Origin of the sequence: Niallia circulans (genome assembly GCF_003726095.1) — a bacterium.
Classification (GTDB): domain Bacteria; phylum Bacillota; class Bacilli; order Bacillales; family Cytobacillaceae; genus Niallia; species Niallia circulans_A.
In genome coordinates this window covers 4,609,072-4,635,087 of the sequence record NZ_CP026031.1, presented here as the reverse complement: position 1 = coordinate 4,635,087, position 26,016 = coordinate 4,609,072, and the positions used below count along the sequence as shown (strand labels likewise).

Here is a 26,016-nt window from a genome sequence, read left to right as displayed (position 1 = left end):
CAAGAAAACTTTTTTGAATTTTCATAAAATTTAAGAGTTAAAAAGAAGTCCCTCTTTCTAATTTTAAAAAGGAACTTCTTTTTTCTCTACTCCACAAAAAACTCTTCATATAAAGCTTTTACAGCCTTTTTGACAACTGTTTCTTTTACTCCAAACATCATGCTTACTTCAGAAGAACCTTGGTTAATCATTTCAATATTCACTTCCGCTTTCGCAAGTGCTTTGGATGCACGGGCATTTGTACCGATATTACGTCGCATCCCTTCCCCTACAAGCATGATAAGCGCTAAATCGTGTTCCACTTTTATTTCTTCCACTTGTAGTTCCTCTGATATTCTAGCCAATATCTCTTGTTCGCTTTTCCCTGTCAATTGATCTTGGCGTAAAACAATTGTTAAATCATCAATTCCAGAAGGCATATGTTCATACGAAATATGATAATCCTCTAATATCGATAGAACTTTTCTGGCAAACCCTACTTCACGATTCATTAAATATTTACTAATATAAATAGAACAAAATCCCTTATCATTAGCAATGCCAATTACAGGACCATTCGTATTATTTCTAGAAGCGACTATTCTTGTTCCTTGTGCGGATGGATTATTTGTATTTCTTACTTGAACTGGAATACCTGCACGATACGCTGGAATTAAAGCTTCCGCATGAAATACAGAGAAACCGGCATATGATAATTCACGCATTTCCCGATAAGTAAGTTCCTTAATTTCTTTCGGCTGCGTTACAATGGAAGGATTTACAGAGTAAACAGCATCCACATCTGTAAAGTTTTCATACAACTCCGCTTTCACGCCATTGGCGAGAATCGCTCCCGTAATATCTGATCCACTTCTTGAAAATGTCACTACATCTCCCGCTTCACTGTAACCAAAAAAACCTGGAAATACAATTATTCGCTTCTCTTCTCTTAAGGAATATAACCGATCGTAAGATTCAGAAAGTACTTGAGCATTTCCGGGATCATCACTAACAATCAAGCCCGCTTCCTTTGGACTAATATAAATGGCATCTAATCCTCTAGCTTTAAAGAAATGTGCAACTAATTTAGCATTATTATCCTCTCCGCTAGCCTTCATTGCTTCCATAAAAGCATTTATATTAGAAGATGTATTTATTAAATCCAATAAGTCGCTTTTAATATTCGTTATAATATCACTCGATAAATCCAATTCTTTAGCAATACTAGCATATCTATCTAACACTTCCTCTAAATAAGAAGAATAACCACTTCCATTTACCACAGCTTGCGCACATTGAATTAATAAATCCGTTACCTTCGTATCTGAATCATATCTTTTTCCAGGAGCAGACACGACGACAATCCTTCTCTCCTTATCCGCCTTTACTATTTGTAACACTTTTTCCAATTGCTTCCCTGTAGCTAGAGAACTACCCCCAAATTTGACAACCTTCATTTCGCCAACTCCCACTGATTGTTAAATAGTAACAATTTTCTAAATTGTTCACTATGGCTATTATCACTATTTCATGATAAATAATCAAGTCATTTCCTCTCTAAAAATACATTTGTTTTTATAGAGTAAACAAATGTATTTTTCCACTTGGCTTCTACTCCTTAAATCTTAAAATAAAACTGGTAATTAATGTGATTTTCATTTTGAGTTAATCACTATAAATACCTATAACAAAGACTTTCATCCAAAAATTTGAGCGTCACTTAACGTTGTTTATTGGAAATAATAATCCAAAATACTTTCATTTATGTAAATTTTACGTTAAACTAATATTTAGTTAAACGAAATTTATTGTGCAATTACTAACAATCTCCTCATCCCTCCTTTTGTACTCCATCCATTTCAGATGGAGGAACCTTAATAAAATTTCTACTATATTTAGAAAGAAGTGTTTTACAAAATGGAAAACCAAAAATATTCAAAACGAAACTTAGGAATCATGTGGTTCGCTAACTTCTTTATTAGTGCCTGCATGACTATGGTTCTCCCATTTTTATCGCTTTATATTGAATCATTTGGTCAATATTCACCTGAATTTGTGCAGCATTGGTCGGGGCTTTGTTTCTCTGTGACCTTTGTAGCAGCTTTCTTGTTTTCACCGATATGGGGAAAAATTGGCGATAAATTTGGAAGAAAAACGATTCTTATCATTTTAGCAATCGGATTAGGCATTTCCATATTTCTAATGAGTTTTGCCGATTCTGTTTGGGAAGTCTTTATTCTTCGCTTTTTCACAGGATTTTTCACAGGCTTTATCCCAATGTCACAAGCGTTTATCTCCACACAAACTCCCAAAAAAGTTGCTGGTAAAGTATTAGGAACCTTACAGACAGGAAGTATTACTGGATCTTTGATTGGTCCTTTACTTGGAGGCGTATTAGCGGATAGTTTCGGCTATGCGGCGACTTTCCGATTTACTTCTCTTGCCATCTTTATATCTGCTATTCTAGTATTTACAACTAAAGAATTTGTTCTGCCTGCTCAAAAGGGTACAAAAAGTAGCTATACAAGCAAAGAGGTATTGGCCTATATTCTTAAAAACCCTGTATTCATTACCGTTCTGCTTATCTCAGCCTTTATACAAATTGCCCATTTCAGCATCCAGCCTATTCTGTCTTTATATGTCAGTAAATTGCATGGTCCGGAAAATATCGCCTTTTTCGCTGGCTTAGCTTTCTCAGCTGCAGGTTTAGGGAATTTACTAATGGCACGGAAATGGGGAGAAATGGGGGATCGCTCTGGTCACCTCAAAGTACTTGTTATTCTCCTGTTTATTGCCGGAATTATCTATTTCCCAGGAGGATTTGTTAATCAATACTGGCAATTGCTGATTATCCGCTTTATTCTCGGTGTTGCAATTGGGGGCATGGTTCCTGTACGTATTGCTTATATTCGACAAGAAGTACCTATTGCTATGCAAGGAGAAGTAATGGGATATGAAACAAGTCTTCGTTTTCTCGGAAATATAATCGGTCCTGCCCTTGGTGGACTAATCGCAGGTAACTTTGGTTTCTCTATGGTATTCTTTTCCACTAGTATTCTCTTATTAGCAAGCGGTATTTTCCTATTTACTATGATGCACCGCCATCCTAAGCTAGCTAAACATTCGATTTCCTAAAGATTTAGCTGCTGTGTAAATAATAACCATTTTCCTCCTTTATGATGTATAATAAAATGGAAAAATAATTGTCATCATAAGGAGGATAACTATGGCTAAATCAAAGGCTAGAAAGAAACGCGACAAAGTGCTGCGTGAAAATGGATTTGATACAACGATGCGCAGAGGTTCCTGGGGCAGCATTGTACCAATCACGAAAATAACGAAAACAAAGAAAGAACGATTAACGCGAAATGAAAAGAAATATAAACAAAACCATTCTTCTAGATATGATGAGAATGGTTTTTATTTTTAAATTTAATATTTTTCTTGGATATCCTTCTCTACACCCCTTTCTAAAATTGTCTACCCCTACCGGGATTGTTTCATTTTTTCGCGTACATATGGCTATTTTATTTGATACGCTAATATCCTCTACATATACTCTTGCTAACTATTTATTCTTTATGTAATCTTAATCTTTCAGCTGCATTCTCTCCCTCTTACCCCTATACAATAAGACATTGCCTAAAACATTACGTCCTTATATAATATATGCAATTACTAATTTGCGATAAAGGGGATTGACTGTGGAAAGTATTAAAGTAGTAGAACAAGAACAACAACACACACTCTCCTATTTGGATGGAGTAAAAGACTGTATTCCAACCTTGCTTGGTTATATCAGCATCGGTCTTGCAATGGGAGTAGTCGGTGTATCATCCGGCTTATCTATCCTGCATGTTTTCCTGCTTGCTGCATTTGTTTATGCTGGTGCCTCCCAGTTTATTATTTGTGCGATGATTGCAGCTGCAAGTCCTATCAGTGCGATTATTCTTACAACATTCATTGTAAATTTACGTCACTTATTATTAAGCTCCGCCCTAGCACCTAAATTTACCCAATATTCTATACAAAAAAATATTGGCATTGGCAGTCTTGTAACAGATGAATCATTTGGAGTAGCTATTACCAAAATTGCTAGAAAAGAGCCAATCAATGATAGATGGATGAACGGATTAAATCTTACTGCCTACCTTGTTTGGATTGCAGCTTGTACTGTCGGAGGATATATTGGAGGCTGGTTTCCTGATCCTGAACAATTCGGATTAGATTATGCCTTGCCAGCTATGTTTATTGCTTTGCTTATTCTCCAGCTGCAAACAATTGAACCTACTAAACTGAAACACTATTTATTGTTAATCACATTGATGATTGTCTGCATGCTTATTTTCTCGACTTTTTTATCAAGCAGCTTAAGTGTTATTATATCGACTATCGTCGTTGCTACAATTGGGGTGGTGACAGATAAATGATGAGCAATATGACCTTTTTTCTTTTATTAATCGGTTGTACACTTGTAACGTTTATTCCGAGAGTAATCCCCTTTTTAGTGGCACGTAATTTTACTATTTCTCCATCTGTCGAAAAGTGGCTTTCTTATCTTCCTGTATGCATTTTTACCGGTTTAATCGTAGAAAGTCTTTTAGAAACTGGCGGAAGCAATAGTATTAGCATTAATTGGGAAGCGCTTCTTGCGACGATTCCTACTCTTATTGTTGCCTTTCTTAGTAAAAGTTTATTAACTACCGTATTATTCGGAGTTGTGTGTATCGCTGTCGTGAGATTGGTATTGTAGCTATGTTGTAAAAAGCTTCTTTTTGTTTATATAAAGAGGCTTTTTATTTTGATGAACACTTTTTCTTCTAGCTCTTTCCTTATCAGTTTTCATCTTGTTTATGAACACCACTTTTCCCTCTACCTCCTTCTTTTTCAGCTTTCATCCGCCTTATGAACACCACTTTTCCCTCTACCTCCTTCTTTTTCGGTTTTCATCTGTCTTATGAACAATCACCACTTAATAAATGGATAATACTAACAAAAACTCCATAACTTGTAAAGAAACCATCCAAATCCATAAAAATTAACAAATTTATTGTACTTTCGTTTCCTTTCTGTGAAGTTTATAATAAAATATTGGTTATATTATTGATATAATCATACTAAGATCGTTTGGATATTTTCGATATAGACGAATGGCTAAGCTAAATATTTTATTCTAAAAGTATTCATACATATTAGAAAGGTGGCTATAATCTTGGAGATGGGCTCTAATTTTATAAAAAACATCATGAAAGAAGATTTAGAAACTGGGAAGCATGATACGGTTATCACGCGTTTTCCGCCAGAACCAAATGGATATCTGCACATTGGTCATGCAAAGTCTATTTTTATTAACTTTGGACTAGCAGATGAATTTGGAGGTAAGACCAACCTACGCTTTGACGATACAAACCCTTTAAAAGAGGACATTGAATATGTAAACTCTATTAAGGAAGATGTAGAATGGCTCGGATATGAATGGGAAAATTTATTATTTGCATCTGACTATTTCGAGGAAATGTACAACCGTGCAGTCTTATTAATAAAAAAAGGACTCGCTTATGTTGATGATTTATCAGCCAATGAAATTCGCGAATACCGCGGAACGTTAACAGAGCCAGGAAAGGAAAGTCCTTATCGTAATCGCGCAGTTGAAGAAAATCTTCAATTATTTGAAGCAATGCGCAATGGCGAATTCGGTAATGGCGAGAAGGTTCTTCGTGCAAAAATTGATATGACTTCCCCTAATATTAACTTAAGGGATCCTGTTATCTATCGTATTGCCCATGCTACTCACCACAATACAGGCGATAAATGGTGTATTTATCCAATGTACGCATTCGCTCATCCAATAGAGGATGCAATTGAGGGCGTAACACACTCTCTTTGTACAACAGAATTCGAAGATCAACGTCCTCTATATGATTGGGTTGTTCGCGAATGTGAGATGGAAAGCACGCCACAACAAATCGAATTTGGCCGTTTAAATATTACGAATACCGTAATGAGCAAACGTAAATTAAAGCTTCTTGTGGACGAGAAATATGTAGATGGTTGGGATGATCCACGCATGCCTACTATTTCTGGCTTAAGAAGAAAAGGCGTTACACCTGAAGCAATCCGTAATTTCTGTATGGAATTAGGAATTTCAAAAGGCTCTGGTGCCGTTGACTCTGCCATGCTTGACCACTTTGTACGGGAAGATTTAAAGTTAAAAGCACCTCGTACAATGGGTGTCCTAAATCCGTTAAAAGTAGTTATTACTAACTATCCGGAAGGTCAAGTAGAAATGCTAGAAGCGGAAAACAATCCGGAAAATCCCGAGATGGGAACTAGACAAATTCCATTCTCTCGTGAAATTTATATTGAACAAGAAGACTTTATGGAGAATCCTCCCAAAAAATATTTCCGCTTGTTCCCTGGTAATGAAGTGCGCTTGAAGCATGCTTACTTTATTAAGTGCGAAGAAGTAATTAAAGATGAAGAAGGCAATGTAATCGAGCTTCATTGTACGTATGATAAAGAAACAAAAAGTGGAAGTGGATTTACTGGTAGAAAAGTAAAAGGAACATTGCATTGGGTCGAAGCATCTCAGGCTATCCCTGCGGAGTTCCGTTTATTTGAACCACTAATTACAGATGAAGATGAGGAAATGGAAGAAGGAAAAACGTTTTTAGACTATGTTAATCCAAATTCTCTAGAAATAATTCAAGGATTTATTGAGCCAAATATGAAGGATGTTAAACCACAAGATAAATTCCAATTTTTCCGTCACGGATACTTCAATGTGGATCCTAAATATTCCACTCCAGAAAAGCCGGTATTTAACCGTATCGTTTCCTTGAAAAGTTCCTTTAAACTATAAGCAATACAATAAAAGGAGGAGAATAATCGAAAAAGTCGACTATTCTCCTCCTTTTTTATATTGACTTACATCCATGTGGTTGCTGGCTTGGTTGTATTGGCAAGCCAGTCATACTGCAAGAGCCGTAGTTCGAATAACTTCAATGGGTCATGGAACAATTCTGGATTATTCTTTAATCGTTCTAATAAATTCTTATATTCTACTATATCTTTTGATTTTTCCTCAGCAAATTGCTCTAATGTTACTTTTGGACGAACAAAGAACATTTTAATATCATTTTCCAATCCCTTTTCATAGAAATCAAAATGCTGTAAAACAGCTGTCGAAACAGATGCTGCCACTTCAGAAAAATCCTCTGTTTCCAGATACTTTTGGTATCTTGATTGAAGCATTTTATTATTTTGCTGAATTGCACCAAGTAACTTTCCAGCACTCTTCAGAAATACTTGAGATGCATTAAAACGGTTGAAAATATTTAATGGTTCGATGCGAAGTCCGCTTGATAACCGGCGTGCATCTCTTTTCCAATCTTCTATAATCACAAAATCACAAGATAACTCTATTGGATGCTCGTTGTAAATTCCATTAAAGCCTTGGCTTAGCTCATTAAGGAATAGTTGGCCATCCTCTAATTGTTTATGAGCTGCTTGAATCCAATCTTCAATGCTTCGATGGATTTTCGGTGATAAGGTTTCATTTAAATACTCGTTTACTCGTCTATTCATCTCTTTATTTAGAGAAATATGCATTTTACTATAATCACTATCTTCTTTTATAAAATCCTTACATCCTTTTAAAATGGCTGGAATTTCTTTTTTTATTGCCTCATGCGTTTCTGTTTTAATTTCATCAAACTGCTTTGTTATGATCTCACTTTTAGAGGCTTCCATATCAATCAGTTGATTTTTTGCCCCAGTCAGCTTGCTTACCATTTCCTCATAAAGCTGGAGTGATGCTTTTAAACTATCTTCCATATCCAATCGTTTATCCAATAGATTAGTAATTAAATCTTGAATAATAGAAATACAGCTTTGCAATCGTTCTTCATTCATCTTTCTGGCTGCAAAATGGTGGTAATAATAACGGCTAATTTCATCTAGCTGAACTTCTCTCTCCTCTTGCTTGGAATAAATAAAGATCTTGCTATCTGGAAAATAATGCTGAATTGCAGACATCGCCTTTTGCAAACGCTTGGATGCTACTTTTTCATTATCTAAATCATCGATATAAATTAAAAATTGCAGTGTTAAAAATGGCGACTTTTCCTTCCATTTCTTTAATTGTTCATATTCCGTATAAGAAAAAACAGACCGCTCATTAATAACAAATAAGAGACTGTCAGCAAGCATAGCATAATCTGCATAAGATGCATTTTCTACAAATGGAGCAGTGGTAACTGTCCATCTATTTTGGTTTAAATAATGAGAAGGAGTGTCTAACTGAAATACTCTCGGGCTTTCCTGTTGAACAAGCAATTCCTTATAAAAATTTGTGAGTGTATCAATTGATTCTAAACCAGAATTGGTTACTTCGTTTATTTCAAGATAGTCATTATCCTTTATCGTCAAAATAGCATTTGTATCTTCTGCTAAAATAGTCTCTCCTACTAGCTCGTTAATATAGGCATTTACACCACTTCCAGCAGATCCCACCATTAATAACTGATAATGATCTGATGGAAGAAAATCATGTACCTTTTGTGTAAACTTCTTGTCTAATGGAATATCATGCTTATCTGCCCACTCGATAATAGATTCAAATAAATTCATAAATTGCTGGAATGATACATTTGTTTCTGTTGTTTCATTAATCACCATCTCTGCTTTTGATACAACAGATTGTTCCATCGAGTGTTTATACATTTCATTCCAAGCTAGAACTGCAGATGCTGCCGATACAATCTGTTGTCCAGTTGAAGATAAGAAGTAATTGGATAAAAGAGTCGGAACGATTTCTTCCACTTCCTTAATCGAATAACTGCCATCAATTAAATGAGCGTACGCACTTTCCAAAATATGCGCTAATCCTTCTTCTCCCTCGCAAGGAACAGGTTCATAAATGCTATTAAATGCCGTTACCCATGTTAGATAATAGGCTGTGTCTTCATAGTTTTTCCATAATGAGATAGATAATCTCTCAAAAGTAGCAAAGTCTAATTCTTGAAGATTTTTTAAGCTCTCTATAAAGTACGCAGGCTCAAACTGCTGAATCACTCCTAAGTTGCTGTAATGAATTAATGCTTCATACCACTTTAATCCATCCGTTCTTTTACCTTCGTTAACAGCAAGCTCTACTGCCTTCTCCCAATTTTGCTGTTCTTCATAATAAGACTTCGCAATAGTTGGTATATTGGCATAGTCTGGATTGGTAAGGACCAGATTATTGATAATCCCTAATGCCATTTCATGATTCTCTTTTTGGAAATACAATGAAAACAGCTGCAGAGATATTTCTGTTTGTAAAAGCTCCGAATCTGTCACAACGGATTTATAAAAGCTTTCTGCTGTTGAATATTCCTCTAATTCCAAGTATGCGTCTGCTAGGTTCTTCTTTGCCCATGGCTCTAATTCATTGCCAATATTCTCCCATTTAAAAATTGCCGCTTCATAGTCATGGTATTGAAAATATAATTCACCTTGTGCGAAACGGATGGAAGTTAGATCTGGAACATTCTTTCTTTGTTCCGCTATATATAATTGGCCTAAAACTTCAATTGGTGACTCGTCTCTATCCTGTAAGTATCCTTCATAATACGTTTTTTCAATTAGTTTTTTTTCTAATGTCATAACTTCCCCCTGCTATTCATTTAGAGTGGTTTTTTATCATTCTAAATAATATATTTATGCTCATCCGTCATCATTATGTCTTATGTAGGCTATCCTTCATTGTAGCAAATCAGATTATTTCATGGATTTCGAAACCGATTCAATCTCTTTACAATATAATAACAGGCTAAGTAATCGTTCTAGAATGTTGGTATTCCTTCATATATTTAGTGCTATTTTATAAGTACTATTATATTTAGATTACTGATTATTACCCCCATCCTCTAGTGTCCATCGTACCTTTCTTCCCTGTTTTTTATTTATCCTCTCCGTCTTTTTACCTAGTTCACTTTCGCATTTAACAGAGTGTGGATTATTCAAGGGAAAATAGCAATAGACCTTTAAATTATAAAGGAACATACTCTTTGGAAAATAATCGCTTTTGGCCCATCCTATTCCTCCATCTATCTCCAAGTAGAAGAAACTCCCCATTCAAATAAGAAATTATTCTCTAGAAACTAACTTATGGAAGTGAATGGCGGTGATTTATCTAGACATCATGAAGATTGTCGTTGGTTATGAGGATTACGACTTCAGGAGAAAAAAGAGTCCGATAGTAACTCTGCTAATGTTGATGCTTTTTTATATTGTTCCAAATGGAATGGGCAATATCTATGGCAGAACGAAAAAGACAGTGTTAATATGCCAATAACGGTGATATGGCAGGTGAGTAATCTCTTAGAAGTTTAAGGAATAAGCAAAAATCACTTAAGAAGAAGGAAGAATAGATCGTGGAAAAAATGTTCGAATTTGCACAAAATCAACATTAAAAAACAGTAAGTAGATAAACATTTAATCTACTTACTGTTACCCCAAAACTACAAACTACACCGCAGCTGTAGAAATAAACTCTTTGTATCTTTTATTCATCTCACTCATTCTTTCATGGGAACCTTCGCATACAATTTCTCCATCTTCAATGAATAATACATTGTCCCCTGGTTTTACTTCTTCTAGGTTATGAGTTACTTTAATCACTGTCTTATCTTTAGTAAGTTTGTTTATTGATTCCAATACTAAATTTCTAGATTCTATATCTAAGTTTGAGGTAGGTTCATCCAATAAAATTATATCCGGGTTCTTCAAAAATAGCCTAGCTATATTTAATCTTTGTTTTTCTCCCCCTGATAATTTGTCGCCACTCTCCCCTATATTCGTATTAAGTTTGTCCTTCTGTCTATCAACAAACTCTTGTAAATTCGCATATTTTAAGGCCTCTCTTATTTTGGATTCATCAATTTGGTCCTCATCAAGCCCATATAGCAAATTATCTAAAATGGTACCGCTAATTAAAGATGAACCCTGGCTTACTATCCCAATGTTTTTTCGAAGTTCATATGTGTTCAAATGACTGATATTGATATTGTCTATTGTTATGGAACCACTTTCTGGGTGATAAAACTTCTCCAATAGGTTAATTAAAGTTGTTTTCCCAGATCCTGAAGGACCAACAATCGTTAGAGACTCCCCTCGTTTAATAGTAAAGCTGATATCACTAAGCATAGGTTTATCTTTGTACCCAAAAGTAATTTGATTAAAGGATAATTCATGTAGAAATTTATACTCGATATTGCCAGTAAATTCCACTTCATTATTATTCATTATATTATTTAAACTTTTAATTGCACCATTAGCTTTATGGTACTCTCCAATAAATCCACTAATGGAACTCATTGGGGTCATCATTTGAAAGGCATAGATTACAAACGCAATTAATGTACTTATAGTTAATGTTCCTACTGAGATTCTATATGCTCCATACCCTACCACTATTAATAAGCCTAGAATAAGTAAAAAATTCACTAAAGGAGCTACTATAGCAAAAACTTTACTTTCATATAAGTTAGCATTATATAATCTATCAATACACTTATACATTAATGATTTTTCCTGTTTTTCAGCCGTTGAAGCCTTCACCATCTTTATATTTTTAAAAGTCTCTTGCGTTTTTGAAATAAAAACAGAAGTTTCTTTTTGTTGTCTATCCCCAGTGTTCTCCATTCTCCTCATCAGAGGAAATATAATCCCAAATATAAATGGGGCAATTATTAGTACCACAACCGTTAGTTTCCAATCAAGGATAATTGTTAATGCTAATCCACCAAGTATCATTATAATTCCCGTAACTAATTTAGGGATGTGATATGTGATTAAATCTTTAACAATTTCTGTATCATTTACGATTCTACTTGATAATTCTCCGCTGTGGTAATCATCAAAAAAATCAACTTTAAAATAAATAACCTTATTGTAGATATTTTTTTGTAAATCACGAATTACCATGTTACCAAATTTAGATATTATGTACTGATTAACTGCTTCAATTATAGATTTTATTACTAAGAATAAAACTAAACCTCCAACCATCCATAGGCTAATCTCATTCATTGAAAATTCATCAACAATATCCTTTACCAAAAGTGGGAAAAATAAAGTTGCTGCTGTAAATAAAATAGATGCAATTATAATTGTGAACAAAAGTATTTTCTTCTTTGTATCATTAATTGCTAATAGGAGCATTTTATACGCATTCAATTAAGATTCACCTCATTAATTAAGACAATAAAGCTTGATTGACCAAACTTTATTGTCTTTTACAGAAATCATTTACTAGCCTTAACAGAAGAACCAGCTTGCGTTGCTACTTCCTTTACATTGAATACTCGCTAGTGATTTTGCTTTTAGTTGTACATCTTTTGATATAGCTTCTTTTTGTAATGATAATACCTTGTTCATTTCTCATTCCTTCTTTCTTAATAGTATTTTTAAGAATTAACAGAAGAACCAGCTTGCGTGACTACTTCCTTTGCATTGAATGCTTTTAGAGGATTTTGCTTTTAGTTGTACATCTTTTGATACAGCTTCTTTTTGTAATGATAATACCTTGTTCATTTCTCATTCCTTCTTTCTTAATAGTATTTTTAAGAATTAGCAGAAGAACCAGCTTGCGTTGCTACTTCCTTTACATTGAATACTTGCAAGTGATTTCGCTTTTAATTGAACGTCTTTTGATACAGCTTCTTTTTGTAATGATAATACCTTGTTCATTTCTCATTCCTTCTTTCTTAATAGTATTTTTAAGAATTAACAGAAGAACCAGCTTGCGTGACTACTTCCTTTGCATTGAATGCTTTTAGAGGATTTTGCTTTTAGCTGTACATCTTTTGATACAGCTTCTTTTTGTAATGATAATACCTTGTTCATTTCTCATTCCTTCTTTCTTAATAGTATTTTTAAGAATTAGCAGAAGAACCAGCTTGCGTTGCTACTTCCTTTACATTGAATACTCGCAAGTGATTTCGCTTTTAATTGAACGTCTTTTGATACAGCTTCTTTTTGTAATGATAATACCTTGTTCATTTCTCATTCCTTCTTTCTTAATAGTATTTTTAAGAATTAGCAGAAGAACCAGCTTGCGTTGCTACTTCCTTTACATTGAATACTCGCAAGTGATTTCGCTTTTAATTGAACGTCTTTTGATACAGCTTCTTTTTGTAATGACAATACTTTGTTCATTTTTCATTCCTTCTTTCTAAATAGTATTTTTTAAGAATTAACAAAAGAACCAGCTAGTATTACTTGATGGAGAACAGCCTAAACTCACAGATGACTTTAATACATCTCCATTTTTCCGTTCTTTCTTATCTATTTTTTGTAAACCAAGAACGTTTTTCATTTTTATCACCTCCTATAATAAATAATTTTTCTCATCATCTTTTAATCCTTTTATTTACATAAAATGATATATTTTACATCTCAAGAGTCAATTAATTACCAGAGAAGGATAGTTCTACCTTCCTTTGCGAATTTCCCCCTTTTAAGATGGAAGAATTAAATACCTTTTCTAAGTTGAGTATTGGTAACCAGGAGTAGTTTCTATTCTCTAAAATATCGTTTATTACTAACAGTAGGCCAGCAGAACCAGACATAATATCGCCAGAAAGTCTAAAGCATGAATCCCCAGGAACGAATATACAGTCATCATTCTCTAATAAATGTAGATTAAGGGTAAATAAAGCTGAGCTGACTAAACTGTTTTTATTGGTATATAGCTCTAAGAGATTTGCAATAGCTAAAATACCAGTAGTTCCCTGAAATAACCCAGCGTTATAAAAACATTTACTTTTCGGAATTTTGCAAATTCCATCGATTTCTTTATCCCATTTCTTTATGTCTGCATTCAGCTCTAATTCAATTATAGGAATAGCCAGTCCACTTCCTCCACCAGCGAGATATGGTAAAATTCTAAAATCATCATCTATATGATACAAGCCATCGTCATCAAATACCCCTAACTTCAAGTCCTTTTCTAATGCCTTTTCTGATAATTCCAGCCACTTTTGATCCTTTGTTTTTTTATATAATGCAGTAAAATACAGGGAAACTCCTGACCAACTTGTCATGACTCCCTTATCAACCACATCGTAATCAAAAGTAATGATAGGTGCATTAGAATTTAATTTATCTATTAATATCTCTCCAATAGAGAGACAAATATCTAGATATCTAGGATTATCATATTCGTAGCTAAGTCCTAAGTATGCCAATCCAATCCCGCTTAAACCTGCTGCAAGAGAAATATCTTCCATGTTTTTAATATCAATATCTGAATCAAATAGGGCTTTTGCCTTTTCTTGATAACCTAATTCCCATAAAACTGCAGCAATCCCCATTTTTCCAGTATATAAGCCATTTTCTAAATGAAGTAATTGATTGATTTCTTGTTTTTCAATCCAATCTTTTACTGTTTGATTTATTCCACCGGTTCTATGTAAAGCCATTGCCGTACCAAAGCCACCGGTCAATACATTTATTATTCCTGCTTCCATTTCATATTGACGAATATCTCCCGGTAAAAGTCTATCTTCCATTTTAACGTCTTTTAATATGGAATTACGTAATTTTAATTTTAAGATAGATAAATCAAAATCTTGTTTTAACTGGCCATTTGTACTCAATAACTCGTCCATAGGACGTGATTGATAGAAGTCACACAGCGATTTAACTTTGTCAATTATTTTAGTCGCTTTTTCTCCAAATACAACATGCACCCATTTACTATGAATGGTATCCAAATTCCAGGAAATATCTTGAACACTTCCAATTGGTACAAATAACTGTTTTGCTATCCTTAGTAATGCAAACCAATCACTTTGTTCCTTATTCATTTCTTGATGGCCTATATAACCAGGAGTCATTAATCCAGAAAGAGAATCATTTGTTGTACTTGCTGTTTCAAAATCTATTAATCTTACTTTCTCTTCGGGAGTGACTATAACATTTGCAGGTTGTAAATCGCCCATTCCTACATTATGCTCATGAATTTCATGTATAGCCTCAATAAGTTGATTAATAATATTTATACATGCTTCAGTGTAAGACTCATTTTTTAGGGTAGAGCTGAAAGGGTAGTTCTTAACTAGCCACTCAGACAGTGAATCGCCTTCGATATACTCTTCTTCGATAAAATAATGCTCCCACGCACGAAAGGAACTTATTTTTTTTACTGGGAATGTTGTTTTTTCTAATTTATCAAGTATCTCACTTTCATTTACAATCCTAGAAAATGCATCACGCCCTTGTGCATCTACAGCGGCATGTGGTCTTCCCTCCTTTAGAATAACCTTTGTATTGTTTTTTAATTTATTCTCACATATATATACGCCCCCGCCATTACTAAAATGTAGAGCCTCTTTAATATCATAATTTTCAAGGGGTGAATAAGTATCATTTTGATCCATTGCTTTATCCATGGCTATAATTTCTGGAGGCTCTTCTACAAAGTCAGGCAGATAATAATAAGGAACCCTTTTATCTTCAATAAGTTCACCCTGTAAATTTTCTATAGCATCGACTTTTACTCCATCTATAAATGTAAATCTTGGCGCGAAGGCACCGTATCTAAAATAGACGTTAGAATCATACCATCTTTTATCATTTAGTATATACGGGCCAGGTTTTAAATGAGATAAGCTATTCTCTAGTAAACTTAATAACTCGATAAATTGATTAGTATTTACAGGATATATTGTAATAAACTTCCCTGAAGAACCTCTATCGCCATATTTGGAATCTTTCATTAGTAGCTCTGTCATACTTTTTACGTACTTAAATGATATATTTCTTTCTATCATTAACTTAGATACAATATCTAAAGTTGTTTGCGCCTCTTTCATGTTCGTACTAATATGAATCTTCCAGCCCTGATTAGGTAGTTTAATGTTTCTTTCCAAAACATTTATCCAATGTTCTCCATCAATTACTATGTAGTTATCTGGTGGGCAGTCTAAATGGAGCAATCTTTGATTGTTTTCACTAGCAACATTATAATAATAGCCTTCATTTATGTACTTTATATATCTATTATCCATTAGTTCACCTCATTATAAGCACAAATTAACCAAGTTAATTTGTGCTTAATTTTTTGAATTTCTTATCTAGGAACTACACAGAAAAAAAGGCTTAAACCACTATGTGTTTTGCAGTTAACGCTAACATTTGAACCAATTGGCGGCTCATCGTTCTTTTTATATCTTAAACTTTGCAGAGATAAAACATCCGTTCTAGACATAGTCACACCTCCTTTCTAGTTTTATAATTTATAGGTTTTAATACTTTCTAAGTTGTTCCCTTTTTTATTTGCATGTAGATATAAATTTTCTATATGTTCCCCCCAATAAGGGCCCCACACTATATCTTTAACACTATTAAAAGATAAACTTGTATTTGAAAATTGGAAGTACTCACGATCTTTTTTTAGTAGCCAAGGGCTGCCTGAGCTACCTACTCCAGCTTTTCCTTTTACTCCTAACAAGGATGAATTGTGTATATGGTCCTCAAAAGTTATGTTTTTTATTATTTCAATTTTATTTTTCCGGAAAAATTTTTTCTGTATGTAAGGTATTAATGCATGCTGTTTTTTCGAGGTGTTATTAAATATAGGCTTAATTATATTGTCTGTTTCTAAAGGCGGTTTTTTTAAAGTGAGAAAAGCAGTATCATAATCAACTATTCCATTTTGAACCCACTCCTTACTGACGTAGACTTCCTCCACTTCATATTCTTGGTTATCATAAGTTATAAAGGTTATCTCATTCGCATTTGTTTGCTTATACCAATCAAAAACACAATGTGCAGCAGTACAAACTAATGGATATTTCCATCCCATAATTAGTGAAGCATTACTTATAAATTTGGTTTTATTTTGTTTTATTTTCAATATTCCTGTGTTCATTATTTGATTTTCATTCATAGATAATTTGAACATTATTCTTCATTCCTTTGACTGGTATAAAAAAACAATACTACCAAAATATAAGAGATTCAATATTTTATTTTCATAGTAATGTTTTAAGGATAATATCATTCTATGTATAATACTAAATAAGAAATAACTGGACTGGGTCCCAGCAGCACACTTCCTAGAACATCTAAAAAAACCCGGACATTACACGCATTTCCCTTTGGAATTACCGTATAAATATCGAGGTTAATCTTAAGCTAGAATACTTCTCATGCAAAAAAAGATGTACCTAAAAATAAATTCGGTACACCTTTTTTTTATATCTATAAAGTTATTCTGTTTTTCCTTGTGAATTCTTCCCGAATGCTTTAGTATCAATATTCTTCCTCTCAAGAAACTCTTCTATTTTTTTCTGTTCTCTTCCATTCACTACATCACTTTTTTTATTTATTGAATCAAAGTTTACTGTCGGAATAACTTCTTTCTCGATGTCGTCTGTAAGTTGATTAAGCATTGTATCTATTTCGTAAATAATCTCATTTACACCTGTAATATATCTGCTAATTCTTTCAGACTCCTCTAGATATCCTTCAGGTAATGTATTTTGTGAAATATAATTAGAGAAATTTTCATCATTTTCTTTTGTTAGTCTGTAAATTTGGTCTAATTTCTCCAATTCACTTTTAGTCAATTCCTTTTCTTCATCGATCATTTCTTGAAATGGATAGCTAGCAAGCTGTAATGCTTCATAAGTGTCTAGGTACGTTTTTATACTTGATTTCATTTCCTTTTCATCAATTACACTGTTTTGTTTGTCAGAAGAAAAAATAATACTAGGGATTTCTACATTCTTTGTATCGGGTATTTGGTTTTCAGAGGTGCTAATATTTTCTTCATTTGAACACGCGCTTAATATAAAGAGAAATAGGATACTTAAAAAAATTTTTTTCATAATCCATTTTTCCCCCTTGCTATTGATGCGTTCCATTTTAGATATTTAATAAATAATTTAATAAATGACTTCCCAATATAATACCCTAGGATGGCTAAAATAGCTCCTATAATAACTCCTTTTATAGACTCGAGAATTTCCCCAATTCCAATGGTAGAACCATCTACAAACCCCATTACGATTAAAATAATGGGAGATAGGATCATTATAGGCACACCAATGACATAAGCCAATATAAATGGAGTTAATAATAACATAAAGAATAAACTCACTATTATAATAATGCAATTCATTAAACTTAAACCCATAATGGACATCATTGCTGTAAGCATACTTCTTATACTTTTCTTTTCTTCGACCTTATTAATCGCATAAACAGCGTTTAATTCCTTAGCGATTTCTTCAGGATTTCCTAATTCTTTAGAAATTTCCTCTTCACTTTTATTTTCACTTAATCCCTCCGTAAAATGCATGCTATACTCTTCTAATATATCTTTCTTTTCTTTTTCAGACATAAACTTCAAACTATTTTTGAGTAGTTTCAAAAAATTATTTTTGTTCAAGTTTATCATTCTCCTCGACAAAACGATTTATTGTTAAGAAAAACTCATTCCATTCCATCTTTAAGGATTCAAGTTTAGCTATACCTTCCTTTGTAATTCTGTAGTATTTCCTAAATGGTCCTTCTTTTGATTCTTCATGATATGTCGTGACATACTTTTCTTTAACTAATCTTCTTAAAATCGGATAAACAGTACCTTCCGATATAACGATCTTATTCGAGATCTTCTTTATTAGTGAATAACCGTATTCATCCTCTTTGTTTATTATTATTAAGACTATTAATTCTAGTACACCTTTTTTAAACTGTGCATTCATAATTTATCACCAGCGTTTATAATTTATTTAATACTATCTGTGTATTAAAAGGTACTAAACTTAACACTGTATCCTAATATCAGAATATTAAGAATTAATTATCAGCAATTAATTCCTTGGAATCATATGGATTATAACAGTACTAATATATTTACATAAGGTCATCGAGTATCCGAGAACATTATTTACTATTTGTGTAAAAAAATTGATTTATTTTAAATTTGATGTTACATTGTTATTTAAGGAATAGGAAAATAAATCCAATCCATACAACCTTTTTTCAGAGGTTATTTGTTCCTTACATTTTTAAATTTCTTTATTCAGTAATAAATAGAAATGTATTTTAGTATTTAAACCACCACCCTTTTATCCTATATTTTCCATTATAAAATGAAACAGGTTTATAAATACCTCGAAAATTATAAAAGGGATAAAAAGCTGCATATTAGGACATTTACAGTACATAAAAGGGTATATTTAAAATGGGTAACGCTTAATTGTTTGAATCATCATAAAAATAGGCTCGAATACTTTCGTTATTTGATTTTTAAATTTTCCAACTTTTTTATACTTAATTATAGGAGTGTAAGAAGACCTTGATTTTTATTGATTTTTTTGGAGCTCTGTTTGAAACAATCCCAATGCTTTTAATAACCCTACAATTATTAAATAAATTTCATTTTAGTAAAATACAGATACTTTATTTATTTTCTATAAGTCTAGGAACAGCCATATTTTTAACACTATCACTAAGTTATCCCTTTATTAAATTGCCTTTAGCTGTAGTAATTCTAGCTATTTTAATATCCAAGCTCTATAAAGTGAAATTCACTTTTTCAATATTATCCCTATTATTAAGTATGACTCTTCTTTTGATTGTACAATTGATAAATATTATTATTTTTGATCTACTTTTTGCAGGCTCTTCAACATTTAATCAAATACGATTTATCTCTGGATTAGTTAACGGTTCATTATTAACTCTACTATTATTATTTCTAAGAGCATTTAGGAGGAGTCTTATACCTAACCAGGACATTTCTCAAGCTAAGACCCCAAAGTTTTGGTGGATTTTCCCCCTATTTGTTGTGTTATTCATGTTAATTGTAATTAAAGTCATTCAAGATGACGGTATATCGATTACCTCTGCCTATTTAATAATTACCTCGAGTATTGCATTTATTTACCTTACAAGGTACTTAGTTTATCTAAACACTATTAAAGCAGAAAAAAAATTATTAACTGAGCAAGAGAAAAGTGCTAAATTCTATCTAAGAAGTATACGAGCACAAAGGCATGACTTTATCTTTCAACTTAACACTATCAATTCTCTAGTCCATCTAAATAGAATAAATGATTTAAAAGCTTATCTGAGTGAACTCACGGAAGAGTTTCAGACAACCTCTGAAACTCTACCTTTACATTACATGTCAATAGCCGGTTTACTTATTCAATACAAACAGGTTTTAAAAAAAGACGGTATTAATTTTAATATTTTTATCTCCGATACATTTGAACTCATTCCTATGCCAGTTTATGAATTTAACAATGTTATCGGAAACTTAATTTCTAATGCATATGAATTTATAAAATCAAACGAAACAGCTTCTAGAGAAATAGTCATTAAATTTTACAAAAATCAGTATTTAATAGTCGAAGTGTTAAATGAAGTGAATCCAGAGCTGCTAGATTTGGAAAACATATTTCAAGATGGTTATAGTACAAAAACTACTTATGAAAATGGATTAGGACTAAGCAATATTATGATGACTTTAGAGAGATATAACGGATACATATATCCAGAACTTAATAATCGAACTTTAAGTATGTTTGTCCTCATACCACCTAAAGAAAGGAAATAATTTATGGTTAATCCTAATATAATTAGTAATGAAGTAACTAATTTTGTTATCAAACATGCCCCAGAATACAAAGATAATAAAGAGTATATACGATACGGACTAGAGTGGATAATCTCATTAACTATTCAAATTTCAGTTATTCTAATACTATCGGCTTTATTTGGAGTTTTTATTGAAGCTACCGTATCTCTTTTTACAGGAGCTTTTCTAAGAACTTTTGGTGGAGGAGCACACTTTAAAAGTTATTTAAAATGTGTGGTCTACAGTACTATTTTAATCCTTATACTTTCGATAGCAACCAAGCATTTTCTAGCTCTTAATATGATCGCTGTCCTTATAATTTATTTAATTTCTATGTTTATTTATAATAAAAAAGCTCCTGTCTTACATAAAACTAGAGCTTTATTTAATAACAATAAGAAAATGTTATTCAAACATATTTCATTATTTTTTATTACAACACTGTTCATCCTCACGATATTATCACCTATAGGTAAATCAAGTATTATCTCAAGTATTTGGCTATCTGTTCTCTTCCAATCGATTTCACTTACAAAATGGCATCATGACATGACCGATTGGTTAGATAAAAAAACTACAAGAAAGGTGGATTATTTATGAACTTATTTACGAAAGTACTAGCAAAAATTATAGGTAAGGTTGGTTTTATGGCCTCAAAGGGTACTCTAGCATCGTACTGGTTTACATACGAACCTGAGCTTCCTAGTAAAGACCAAAAGAATGATTCTAAATAAAAATGTCTAAATTAAGTATCATAGCTATAGACGATGACCCGATTCAATTAGAACTATATAAAGATATTTTCAAAGAATCACCATATAATTTAGTATATACCTCTACAAATGGTGATTCTCTTCCAATTTTTTTAAGTGAGAATAAAGTAGATATTGCATTATTAGATATAGAAATTGCATCTCAATCTGGATTTAAACTAGCAGAACATATCAATCAGTATTACAAAAATATAAAAATTGTTTTCATCAGTAATCACAAATCCTTTGCATTGGATGCATATAATTTTTATCCCTTAGATTATATAGTAAAGCCTGTTGATGTATTTAGATTATTCCAAACACTAACTCGAGTTAATTATGTAAATAAAGACGACCTTCGGGTAGGGGTTAAGACATCAACTGGTTACTTATTAATTAAAAAGGATGAGATCAACTTTATTGGTAAAACTATTCGAAAAACCACAATACATCTTACAACCGGAGAACTTATTGAAAGTAACGAGAAACTTGAAATTCTTGAAGCAAAATTAGCAAAGCACGGATTTTACCGTATCCATAAATCCTATTTAGTCAACCTAGAAAGAGTAAAAAAAATTCAAAAAGATGAATTTATGAATTCATATAATCTGGTTCTAATTGACTCTAAAGAAACTTTACCAGTGAGCAAACATCGGATAAAAGGTCTTAAAGATTTAATATTCAGTGAGTTCAGTTTCTAGCTTTATTGATAACAGCCTTTTTTGGCAACAAACTTTAAATAACAACCTACAAAACCTGAACAAGTATCCAGATTGCAAAAATGGATACTTGTTCAGGTTCTTCTTATACTTGAATTTTATGGACAAATTTTCTTCATCTAAAGGAAGGAAAATGTTATTACTACTTCTCCTTATTATCTTTTTCGATTTTCTCTACTGACGAATGCCCCATCCAGTCTTCTTGCTTCATTTTCTTTTTTCGTCTTCTTTGTGAAACAACGATAACAAGAATAATAAGAACGATTAAAAGTAGAGGAACTCCGAAAGCTCCATAAAGAATATTAAAAAAACCACTGAAAAATTCTGACATCGTGAACCTCCTTATAAATGCCGTTTTACCGACTATACGTGCTTTTCATTTCTTATATATAACTTTCCCATTTCAGGCTTTTCTAAACGCTAGAATTTTACAGAAATCTCCCTGTCTCCTTTCTTATAAAAAGAAAAATCTCCCTACTATGTATGGAGACTTCTCTTAACCATAAATTTATTTCTTCTCTGGAAGTTTTTCTAAATAATCAATAGCTTCTTGCAGCGTGCTTACTGGTACGATCTTAATGTCTGTATACCCCTCTTCTTTTACTTGCTCTTTAATTTCCTTTTCATTCGTATCATATTCTGTTATATCACGTGGATAGAAGAATATATCCACATCTTCTTTATGTGCCGCAACGATTTTATGCTTAATTCCACCGATTTGCCCCACATTTCCTTCGGCATCCATCGTTCCGGTACCGGCTATTTTGTAGCCTCTTGTTAAATCTTCTTTGACAATTTGATTATAGACTTCTAATGAAAACATAAATCCAGCGGAAGGACCTCCGATATTTTCACTATTAATTTCTACATCAACAGAAGGGTGGATAGTCATATTATCTTCTGGAGCAATCCCAATGCCCACCTGCCCTGTCCTTTTGTCTAATTCAATTACTTCTACATCTGCTTCTTTCTTTTCCTTGCCATGTAAAAATTCAAGATGGACTATATCTCCTGCTTGCTTTTCCTTTAAATAAGCAATTAACTTCTCGCTTTTTGCAAACGACTTTCCATCCACTTTTTTGATAATATCTCCAACTTGAATAATTGATTTTGCCTTAGAGTTATCTAATACTTGTGCAACGAAAATACCGTTATAAGTAAACTCTACTTTTTTCCCTGCTGCATGCAGACTGGCAACAATCGCATTTTGCTTCGATGTAGCCATCATATGAAGCATCAGTTTGTTGTACTCCTCATCACTTAAATTCCCTTTAACTTCTTCTTCTTTTCGAATTTCCGTATGTGGTGCGACCAATCCGTATAGGTAAATATAGGGATTATTTACTTTAATCGAATAAACAGTTGTTAGATTGAGACTTCCCTTTTCCGACTTCGTACCATCCTCTACCGTCACTTTAGATGCAAGTGCTTCAATCGATCCTGGTTGATTTAAATAATATGGGGTCGGAATAAATAAGAGAATAATGAGTACCCCAAAAAGTATGGCTAACCACTTTTTTGAAAAGATGCTTTTTCTTGATTTATTCATATCTACATACTCCTTAGGATATTAATTTTACTTATATAAACTATATTTACATACATCATATTAAAAAAGAATGAATTTCAGATAGTTTTTCCATTAAAAAGGCTATTTATCTCTCTCAAGAATTTCTCGCAATAATTGCACCCCTTTTTCAATCTGTTCGAGAGATAATCCCCCATAGCCCATTACAATTCTACTCTTATGCTTTCCTTTAACTAAACTATACTGTTCAATCGGATATACCTTTACTCCATATTCCTCGATTTTATGTATGAATGTGGAATGAAAATCTGTATCTGGAATTTCCACAACTAAATGCATTCCTGCCGATTTACCAATGATGGTAGCATGTTTAAAATTTTGCTGAATAGCTAAGACTAACCGTTCTCGTTTTTCTTTATATATTTTTTTCATTTTGCGAACATGCCGATCTAGATAGCCTTCCCTGATAAAACGGGCTAATACTAATTGTTCGAGGGAGGAAGTATGTCTGTCTGAAAACCACTTAATTTGTTCAAAATCACTTATTAATTCCTCTGGTAAAATGACATATCCAATCCGTAAACCTGGTGAAAGAATTTTGCTAAATGTGCCTACATATATAACGCGGTTAGGTGCAATTCCTTGGATAGATGGTACTGGAGCCCCTTCATAGGTAAATTCGCTATCATAATCATCTTCTACAATATAGCAATCCATCTTTTTCGCATACTCGATTAATTGCAGCCTTCTTTGAATAGAAAGAATACCACCTAAAGGAAATTGATGGGAAGGAATAACAAAAACAAAGCTTGGCGATTGCGTCGGTAATTCCTTTGGATCGATCCCATTTTCATCTACAGGAACAGGAATGATTTGTCCATTGCTAAAAGTAAAAATATTTCTCATTTCATCTGTTACAGGATCCTCAACTGCTATCGTTTTATTTCCTTTCCCAAGCATTTCTGTGATTAGCTTCAATCCTTGTGTAGCGCCAGATGTAATAAAAATTTGCTCTGCACTGCATTGTACCCCTCTAACTCTTTTTAAATAGTCAACAAGAGCATTCTTTAATTCTTTCATTCCCGAGGCTTCTCCATATCCAAAGACTGCTTCAGGGGAATGCAAACAAATTTCCTTTGTCAATTGTGCCCATTTCTTCCTTGGAAAATAATCGATTGCTGGATTCCCTGCTTTAAAATCAATGTACATCTTTTTATTTGCATCGCTTTTTTTAGGAGTTTCTTTCCTTCTTGTATTCTCTGTAAACGACAGAGAAGTCCCACTTGCTACAAAGGTTCCAGATTTTGGTTTCACTTCTAAATATCCTTCTGCAATTAAACGCTCATACGCCTCCAGTACAATATTTCGCGAAACTCCAATTGAGTTTGCTAATTCTCTTGAAGAAGCCAGCCTATCCCCCTCTTTTAATCGCTTTTCCAATATTCCATTACGAACTTGTTCATAAATTTGCTGTGTTAAAGAAATAGAATGGGATCGGTCAATCGTAATAAAGATCATGCAGAATCCTCCTAAAAAGACAAACTGGTACTATAAAAGTATATAATTACTGGCTCTACTCTATACCAGTATACCATGTTATGATGTGAAAAAATGGAGATAAAGGAGTACACAATGAAAACAATTGGACTAATTGGAGGGTTAAGCTGGGAATCAACAGCTGATTATTATCGCTATATAAATACATTCGTAAAAGAACAAATGGGTGGATTACACTCTGCTAAATCGCTTCTATATTCCTTTGACTTTGAAGAAATTGTTGCTCTGCAAAAAGCTGGACATTGGAATGAGGCCACTGTATTAATGAAAAATGCCGCGAAAACATTGGAAGCAGGCGGTGCTGATATCGTAATTATCTGTACCAATACTATGCATAAAATGGCAAAAGAAGTACAAGCAGCTATCAATATTCCTCTGCTGCATATCGCAGATGTTACTGGAAATGAAATAAAAAAAACTGCCTTAAAAAAGGTCGGCTTATTAGGAACGATGTTTACAATGGAGCAGTCTTTTTATAAAGACGCACTTTTTCAGCAAGAAATTGAAACCATTATTCCTGACAAAGAGGATAGAGAAGCAGTTCATCAAATTATATTTGATGAACTATGCAAAGGGATAATTCTCCCAGAATCAAAGGCTATCTATTTGCGTATTATAGAGAAACTTCAAGCTCAAGGCGCTGAAGGGATAATCTTAGGATGTACCGAGATTCCCTTACTTATAAAACAAGAAGACAGTTCTATTCCATTATTTGATACAACTTTTTTACATGCTAAAGCAGCCGTTTCCTATGCACTCGGTCAAAACTTTGTTTTAAAGTAAAAAACTTTCTTTTCCTTAGCCATAGGCAAACAATCTATATCGTTACTATCGAAC

29 protein-coding genes are annotated in these 26,016 nt (G+C 33.1%); 10 read left to right on the top strand and 19 right to left on the bottom strand.

Annotated features, from left to right (window positions below; all coding sequences use genetic code 11):
• Positions 1 to 86 precede the first annotated feature (86 nt).
• Positions 87 to 1,436 (bottom strand): aspartate kinase, encoded by a 1,350-nt coding sequence (locus tag C2I06_RS22150; RefSeq protein WP_123258869.1) that lies wholly within the window; start codon positions 1,434 to 1,436, stop codon positions 87 to 89.
• A 460-nt stretch (positions 1,437 to 1,896) separates the two neighbouring features.
• On the opposite strand from C2I06_RS22150, the gene C2I06_RS22145 reads away from it, so the two are divergent.
• From C2I06_RS22145 to C2I06_RS22125, 5 genes are all read left to right on the top strand, one after another.
• Positions 1,897 to 3,114, top strand: coding sequence for an MFS transporter (locus C2I06_RS22145; RefSeq protein WP_095330640.1), 1,218 nt, complete (start codon positions 1,897 to 1,899; stop codon positions 3,112 to 3,114).
• A gap of 91 nt (positions 3,115 to 3,205) precedes the next feature.
• A complete protein-coding gene (locus C2I06_RS22140) occupies positions 3,206 to 3,409 on the top strand; it encodes a hypothetical protein (RefSeq protein WP_123258868.1) in 204 nt (67 codons plus the stop codon).
• A gap of 274 nt (positions 3,410 to 3,683) precedes the next feature.
• Positions 3,684 to 4,409: an AzlC family ABC transporter permease gene (locus tag C2I06_RS22135; RefSeq protein ID WP_095330636.1), complete on the top strand. Its 726-nt coding sequence runs from the start codon at positions 3,684 to 3,686 to the stop codon at positions 4,407 to 4,409.
• The gene (locus C2I06_RS22130; protein WP_123258867.1) at positions 4,406 to 4,732 is read left to right on the top strand and encodes an AzlD domain-containing protein; all 327 of its coding nucleotides are present in this window, start codon (positions 4,406 to 4,408) and stop codon (positions 4,730 to 4,732) included. Before C2I06_RS22135 ends, C2I06_RS22130 begins: the two co-directional genes overlap by 4 nt.
• A 459-nt stretch (positions 4,733 to 5,191) precedes the next feature.
• The gene (locus tag C2I06_RS22125) at positions 5,192 to 6,841 is read left to right on the top strand and encodes a glutamine--tRNA ligase/YqeY domain fusion protein (RefSeq protein WP_123258866.1); all 1,650 of its coding nucleotides are present in this window, start codon (positions 5,192 to 5,194) and stop codon (positions 6,839 to 6,841) included.
• Between the two features lie 65 nt (positions 6,842 to 6,906).
• On the opposite strand, the gene C2I06_RS22120 is transcribed toward C2I06_RS22125, so the two are convergent.
• From C2I06_RS22120 to C2I06_RS22080, 15 genes are all read right to left on the bottom strand, one after another.
• Positions 6,907 to 9,627, bottom strand: coding sequence for a tetratricopeptide repeat protein (locus C2I06_RS22120; protein ID WP_123258865.1), 2,721 nt, complete (start codon positions 9,625 to 9,627; stop codon positions 6,907 to 6,909).
• An 864-nt stretch (positions 9,628 to 10,491) separates the two neighbouring features.
• Positions 10,492 to 12,201, bottom strand: coding sequence for an ABC transporter ATP-binding protein (locus tag C2I06_RS22110; protein WP_095330626.1), 1,710 nt, complete (start codon positions 12,199 to 12,201; stop codon positions 10,492 to 10,494).
• 81 nt (positions 12,202 to 12,282) lie between these two features.
• On the bottom strand, positions 12,283 to 12,402 hold the full coding sequence (locus tag C2I06_RS25365; RefSeq protein WP_204259897.1) for a class III lanthipeptide: 120 nt from the start codon (positions 12,400 to 12,402) through the stop codon (positions 12,283 to 12,285).
• Positions 12,403 to 12,438: 36 nt separating this feature from the next.
• Complete coding sequence (locus C2I06_RS25360; RefSeq protein WP_201781389.1) at positions 12,439 to 12,558, bottom strand: class III lanthipeptide; 120 nt, start codon at positions 12,556 to 12,558, stop codon at positions 12,439 to 12,441.
• Positions 12,559 to 12,594: 36 nt separating this feature from the next.
• Entirely contained in the window at positions 12,595 to 12,714 is a 120-nt protein-coding gene (locus C2I06_RS25355) for a class III lanthipeptide (protein WP_204259898.1), read from the bottom strand.
• Between the two features lie 36 nt (positions 12,715 to 12,750).
• Positions 12,751 to 12,870, bottom strand: coding sequence for a class III lanthipeptide (locus C2I06_RS25350; RefSeq protein WP_201781389.1), 120 nt, complete (start codon positions 12,868 to 12,870; stop codon positions 12,751 to 12,753).
• Positions 12,871 to 12,906: 36 nt separating this feature from the next.
• A complete protein-coding gene (locus C2I06_RS25345) occupies positions 12,907 to 13,026 on the bottom strand; it encodes a class III lanthipeptide (RefSeq protein ID WP_204259898.1) in 120 nt (39 codons plus the stop codon).
• 36 nt (positions 13,027 to 13,062) lie between these two features.
• Positions 13,063 to 13,182 (bottom strand): class III lanthipeptide, encoded by a 120-nt coding sequence (locus C2I06_RS25340; protein WP_204259898.1) that lies wholly within the window; start codon positions 13,180 to 13,182, stop codon positions 13,063 to 13,065.
• 37 nt (positions 13,183 to 13,219) lie between these two features.
• Positions 13,220 to 13,342 carry a class III lanthipeptide gene (locus C2I06_RS25335; protein ID WP_204259899.1) on the bottom strand — a complete coding sequence of 41 codons (123 nt, stop codon included), beginning with the start codon at positions 13,340 to 13,342 and terminating at the stop codon, positions 13,220 to 13,222.
• A 91-nt stretch (positions 13,343 to 13,433) separates the two neighbouring features.
• Positions 13,434 to 16,037: a class III lanthionine synthetase LanKC gene (gene lanKC, locus C2I06_RS22105; RefSeq protein WP_123258864.1), complete on the bottom strand. Its 2,604-nt coding sequence runs from the start codon at positions 16,035 to 16,037 to the stop codon at positions 13,434 to 13,436.
• Between the two features lie 62 nt (positions 16,038 to 16,099).
• Entirely contained in the window at positions 16,100 to 16,237 is a 138-nt protein-coding gene (locus tag C2I06_RS22100; RefSeq protein ID WP_123258863.1) for a class III lanthipeptide, read from the bottom strand.
• Between the two features lie 21 nt (positions 16,238 to 16,258).
• Entirely contained in the window at positions 16,259 to 16,933 is a 675-nt protein-coding gene (locus C2I06_RS22095; protein ID WP_123258862.1) for a trypsin-like serine peptidase, read from the bottom strand.
• A 307-nt stretch (positions 16,934 to 17,240) separates the two neighbouring features.
• The gene (locus C2I06_RS22090) at positions 17,241 to 17,861 is read right to left on the bottom strand and encodes an NDxxF motif lipoprotein (RefSeq protein WP_095333333.1); all 621 of its coding nucleotides are present in this window, start codon (positions 17,859 to 17,861) and stop codon (positions 17,241 to 17,243) included.
• Entirely contained in the window at positions 17,858 to 18,433 is a 576-nt protein-coding gene (locus C2I06_RS22085; RefSeq protein ID WP_095333336.1) for an HAAS signaling domain-containing protein, read from the bottom strand. Before C2I06_RS22085 ends, C2I06_RS22090 begins: the two co-directional genes overlap by 4 nt.
• Positions 18,411 to 18,740, bottom strand: coding sequence for a PadR family transcriptional regulator (locus C2I06_RS22080; RefSeq protein WP_047941782.1), 330 nt, complete (start codon positions 18,738 to 18,740; stop codon positions 18,411 to 18,413). The genes C2I06_RS22085 and C2I06_RS22080 overlap by 23 nt, the downstream gene beginning before the upstream one ends.
• A 596-nt stretch (positions 18,741 to 19,336) precedes the next feature.
• Here C2I06_RS22080 and C2I06_RS22075 point away from each other — a divergent pair.
• Genes C2I06_RS22075 through C2I06_RS22060 form a run of 4 tightly spaced genes read left to right on the top strand, consistent with a single transcriptional unit; the run spans position 19,337 to position 22,076 of the window.
• Complete coding sequence (locus C2I06_RS22075; RefSeq protein WP_123258861.1) at positions 19,337 to 20,602, top strand: sensor histidine kinase; 1,266 nt, start codon at positions 19,337 to 19,339, stop codon at positions 20,600 to 20,602.
• A gap of 3 nt (positions 20,603 to 20,605) precedes the next feature.
• Positions 20,606 to 21,223, top strand: coding sequence for an accessory gene regulator ArgB-like protein (locus C2I06_RS22070; RefSeq protein ID WP_095333340.1), 618 nt, complete (start codon positions 20,606 to 20,608; stop codon positions 21,221 to 21,223).
• Positions 21,220 to 21,357 carry a cyclic lactone autoinducer peptide gene (locus tag C2I06_RS22065; RefSeq protein ID WP_095333342.1) on the top strand — a complete coding sequence of 46 codons (138 nt, stop codon included), beginning with the start codon at positions 21,220 to 21,222 and terminating at the stop codon, positions 21,355 to 21,357. The genes C2I06_RS22070 and C2I06_RS22065 overlap by 4 nt, the downstream gene beginning before the upstream one ends.
• A 2-nt stretch (positions 21,358 to 21,359) precedes the next feature.
• Positions 21,360 to 22,076 (top strand): LytR/AlgR family response regulator transcription factor, encoded by a 717-nt coding sequence (locus C2I06_RS22060; RefSeq protein ID WP_095333344.1) that lies wholly within the window; start codon positions 21,360 to 21,362, stop codon positions 22,074 to 22,076.
• Between the two features lie 160 nt (positions 22,077 to 22,236).
• Here C2I06_RS22060 and C2I06_RS22055 read toward each other — a convergent pair whose 3' ends face one another.
• The 3 genes from C2I06_RS22055 to pdxR all read right to left on the bottom strand — a co-directional run bounded on the left by C2I06_RS22055 (position 22,237) and on the right by pdxR (position 25,140).
• Positions 22,237 to 22,425: a hypothetical protein gene (locus C2I06_RS22055; RefSeq protein WP_095333346.1), complete on the bottom strand. Its 189-nt coding sequence runs from the start codon at positions 22,423 to 22,425 to the stop codon at positions 22,237 to 22,239.
• 177 nt (positions 22,426 to 22,602) lie between these two features.
• The gene (locus C2I06_RS22050) at positions 22,603 to 23,643 is read right to left on the bottom strand and encodes a SepM family pheromone-processing serine protease (protein ID WP_095333348.1); all 1,041 of its coding nucleotides are present in this window, start codon (positions 23,641 to 23,643) and stop codon (positions 22,603 to 22,605) included.
• Between the two features lie 102 nt (positions 23,644 to 23,745).
• Complete coding sequence (gene pdxR / locus C2I06_RS22045; protein ID WP_123258860.1) at positions 23,746 to 25,140, bottom strand: MocR-like pyridoxine biosynthesis transcription factor PdxR; 1,395 nt, start codon at positions 25,138 to 25,140, stop codon at positions 23,746 to 23,748.
• A 114-nt stretch (positions 25,141 to 25,254) separates the two neighbouring features.
• Here pdxR and C2I06_RS22040 point away from each other — a divergent pair, with 114 nt between their 5' ends.
• Entirely contained in the window at positions 25,255 to 25,962 is a 708-nt protein-coding gene (locus tag C2I06_RS22040; protein ID WP_123258859.1) for an aspartate/glutamate racemase family protein, read from the top strand.
• The last annotated feature ends 54 nt before the right edge of the window (positions 25,963 to 26,016 follow it).

Excerpts from the sequence above, each read along its gene's own strand:
- C2I06_RS22150 (WP_123258869.1), bottom strand. The coding sequence starts at position 1,436 with ATGAAGGTTGTCAAATTTGGGGGTAGTTCTCTAGCTACAGGGAAGCAA.
- C2I06_RS22145 (WP_095330640.1), top strand. The coding sequence starts at position 1,897 with ATGGAAAACCAAAAATATTCAAAACGAAACTTAGGAATCATGTGGTTC.
- C2I06_RS22140 (WP_123258868.1), top strand. The coding sequence starts at position 3,206 with ATGGCTAAATCAAAGGCTAGAAAGAAACGCGACAAAGTGCTGCGTGAA.
- C2I06_RS22130 (WP_123258867.1), top strand. The coding sequence starts at position 4,406 with ATGATGAGCAATATGACCTTTTTTCTTTTATTAATCGGTTGTACACTT.
- C2I06_RS22120 (WP_123258865.1), bottom strand. The coding sequence starts at position 9,627 with ATGACATTAGAAAAAAAACTAATTGAAAAAACGTATTATGAAGGATAC.
- C2I06_RS25365 (WP_204259897.1), bottom strand. The coding sequence starts at position 12,402 with ATGAACAAGGTATTATCATTACAAAAAGAAGCTATATCAAAAGATGTA.
- C2I06_RS25360 (WP_201781389.1), bottom strand. The coding sequence starts at position 12,558 with ATGAACAAGGTATTATCATTACAAAAAGAAGCTGTATCAAAAGATGTA.
- C2I06_RS25355 (WP_204259898.1), bottom strand. The coding sequence starts at position 12,714 with ATGAACAAGGTATTATCATTACAAAAAGAAGCTGTATCAAAAGACGTT.
- C2I06_RS25350 (WP_201781389.1), bottom strand. The coding sequence starts at position 12,870 with ATGAACAAGGTATTATCATTACAAAAAGAAGCTGTATCAAAAGATGTA.
- C2I06_RS25345 (WP_204259898.1), bottom strand. The coding sequence starts at position 13,026 with ATGAACAAGGTATTATCATTACAAAAAGAAGCTGTATCAAAAGACGTT.
- C2I06_RS25340 (WP_204259898.1), bottom strand. The coding sequence starts at position 13,182 with ATGAACAAAGTATTGTCATTACAAAAAGAAGCTGTATCAAAAGACGTT.
- C2I06_RS25335 (WP_204259899.1), bottom strand. The coding sequence starts at position 13,342 with ATGAAAAACGTTCTTGGTTTACAAAAAATAGATAAGAAAGAACGGAAA.
- lanKC (WP_123258864.1), bottom strand. The coding sequence starts at position 16,037 with ATGGATAATAGATATATAAAGTACATAAATGAAGGCTATTATTATAAT.
- C2I06_RS22100 (WP_123258863.1), bottom strand. The coding sequence starts at position 16,237 with ATGTCTAGAACGGATGTTTTATCTCTGCAAAGTTTAAGATATAAAAAG.
- C2I06_RS22095 (WP_123258862.1), bottom strand. The coding sequence starts at position 16,933 with ATGTTCAAATTATCTATGAATGAAAATCAAATAATGAACACAGGAATA.
- C2I06_RS22090 (WP_095333333.1), bottom strand. The coding sequence starts at position 17,861 with ATGAAAAAAATTTTTTTAAGTATCCTATTTCTCTTTATATTAAGCGCG.
- C2I06_RS22085 (WP_095333336.1), bottom strand. The coding sequence starts at position 18,433 with ATGATAAACTTGAACAAAAATAATTTTTTGAAACTACTCAAAAATAGT.
- C2I06_RS22080 (WP_047941782.1), bottom strand. The coding sequence starts at position 18,740 with ATGAATGCACAGTTTAAAAAAGGTGTACTAGAATTAATAGTCTTAATA.
- C2I06_RS22070 (WP_095333340.1), top strand. The coding sequence starts at position 20,606 with ATGGTTAATCCTAATATAATTAGTAATGAAGTAACTAATTTTGTTATC.
- C2I06_RS22065 (WP_095333342.1), top strand. The coding sequence starts at position 21,220 with ATGAACTTATTTACGAAAGTACTAGCAAAAATTATAGGTAAGGTTGGT.
- C2I06_RS22060 (WP_095333344.1), top strand. The coding sequence starts at position 21,360 with ATGTCTAAATTAAGTATCATAGCTATAGACGATGACCCGATTCAATTA.
- C2I06_RS22055 (WP_095333346.1), bottom strand. The coding sequence starts at position 22,425 with ATGTCAGAATTTTTCAGTGGTTTTTTTAATATTCTTTATGGAGCTTTC.
- C2I06_RS22050 (WP_095333348.1), bottom strand. The coding sequence starts at position 23,643 with ATGAATAAATCAAGAAAAAGCATCTTTTCAAAAAAGTGGTTAGCCATA.
- pdxR (WP_123258860.1), bottom strand. The coding sequence starts at position 25,140 with ATGATCTTTATTACGATTGACCGATCCCATTCTATTTCTTTAACACAG.
- C2I06_RS22040 (WP_123258859.1), top strand. The coding sequence starts at position 25,255 with ATGAAAACAATTGGACTAATTGGAGGGTTAAGCTGGGAATCAACAGCT.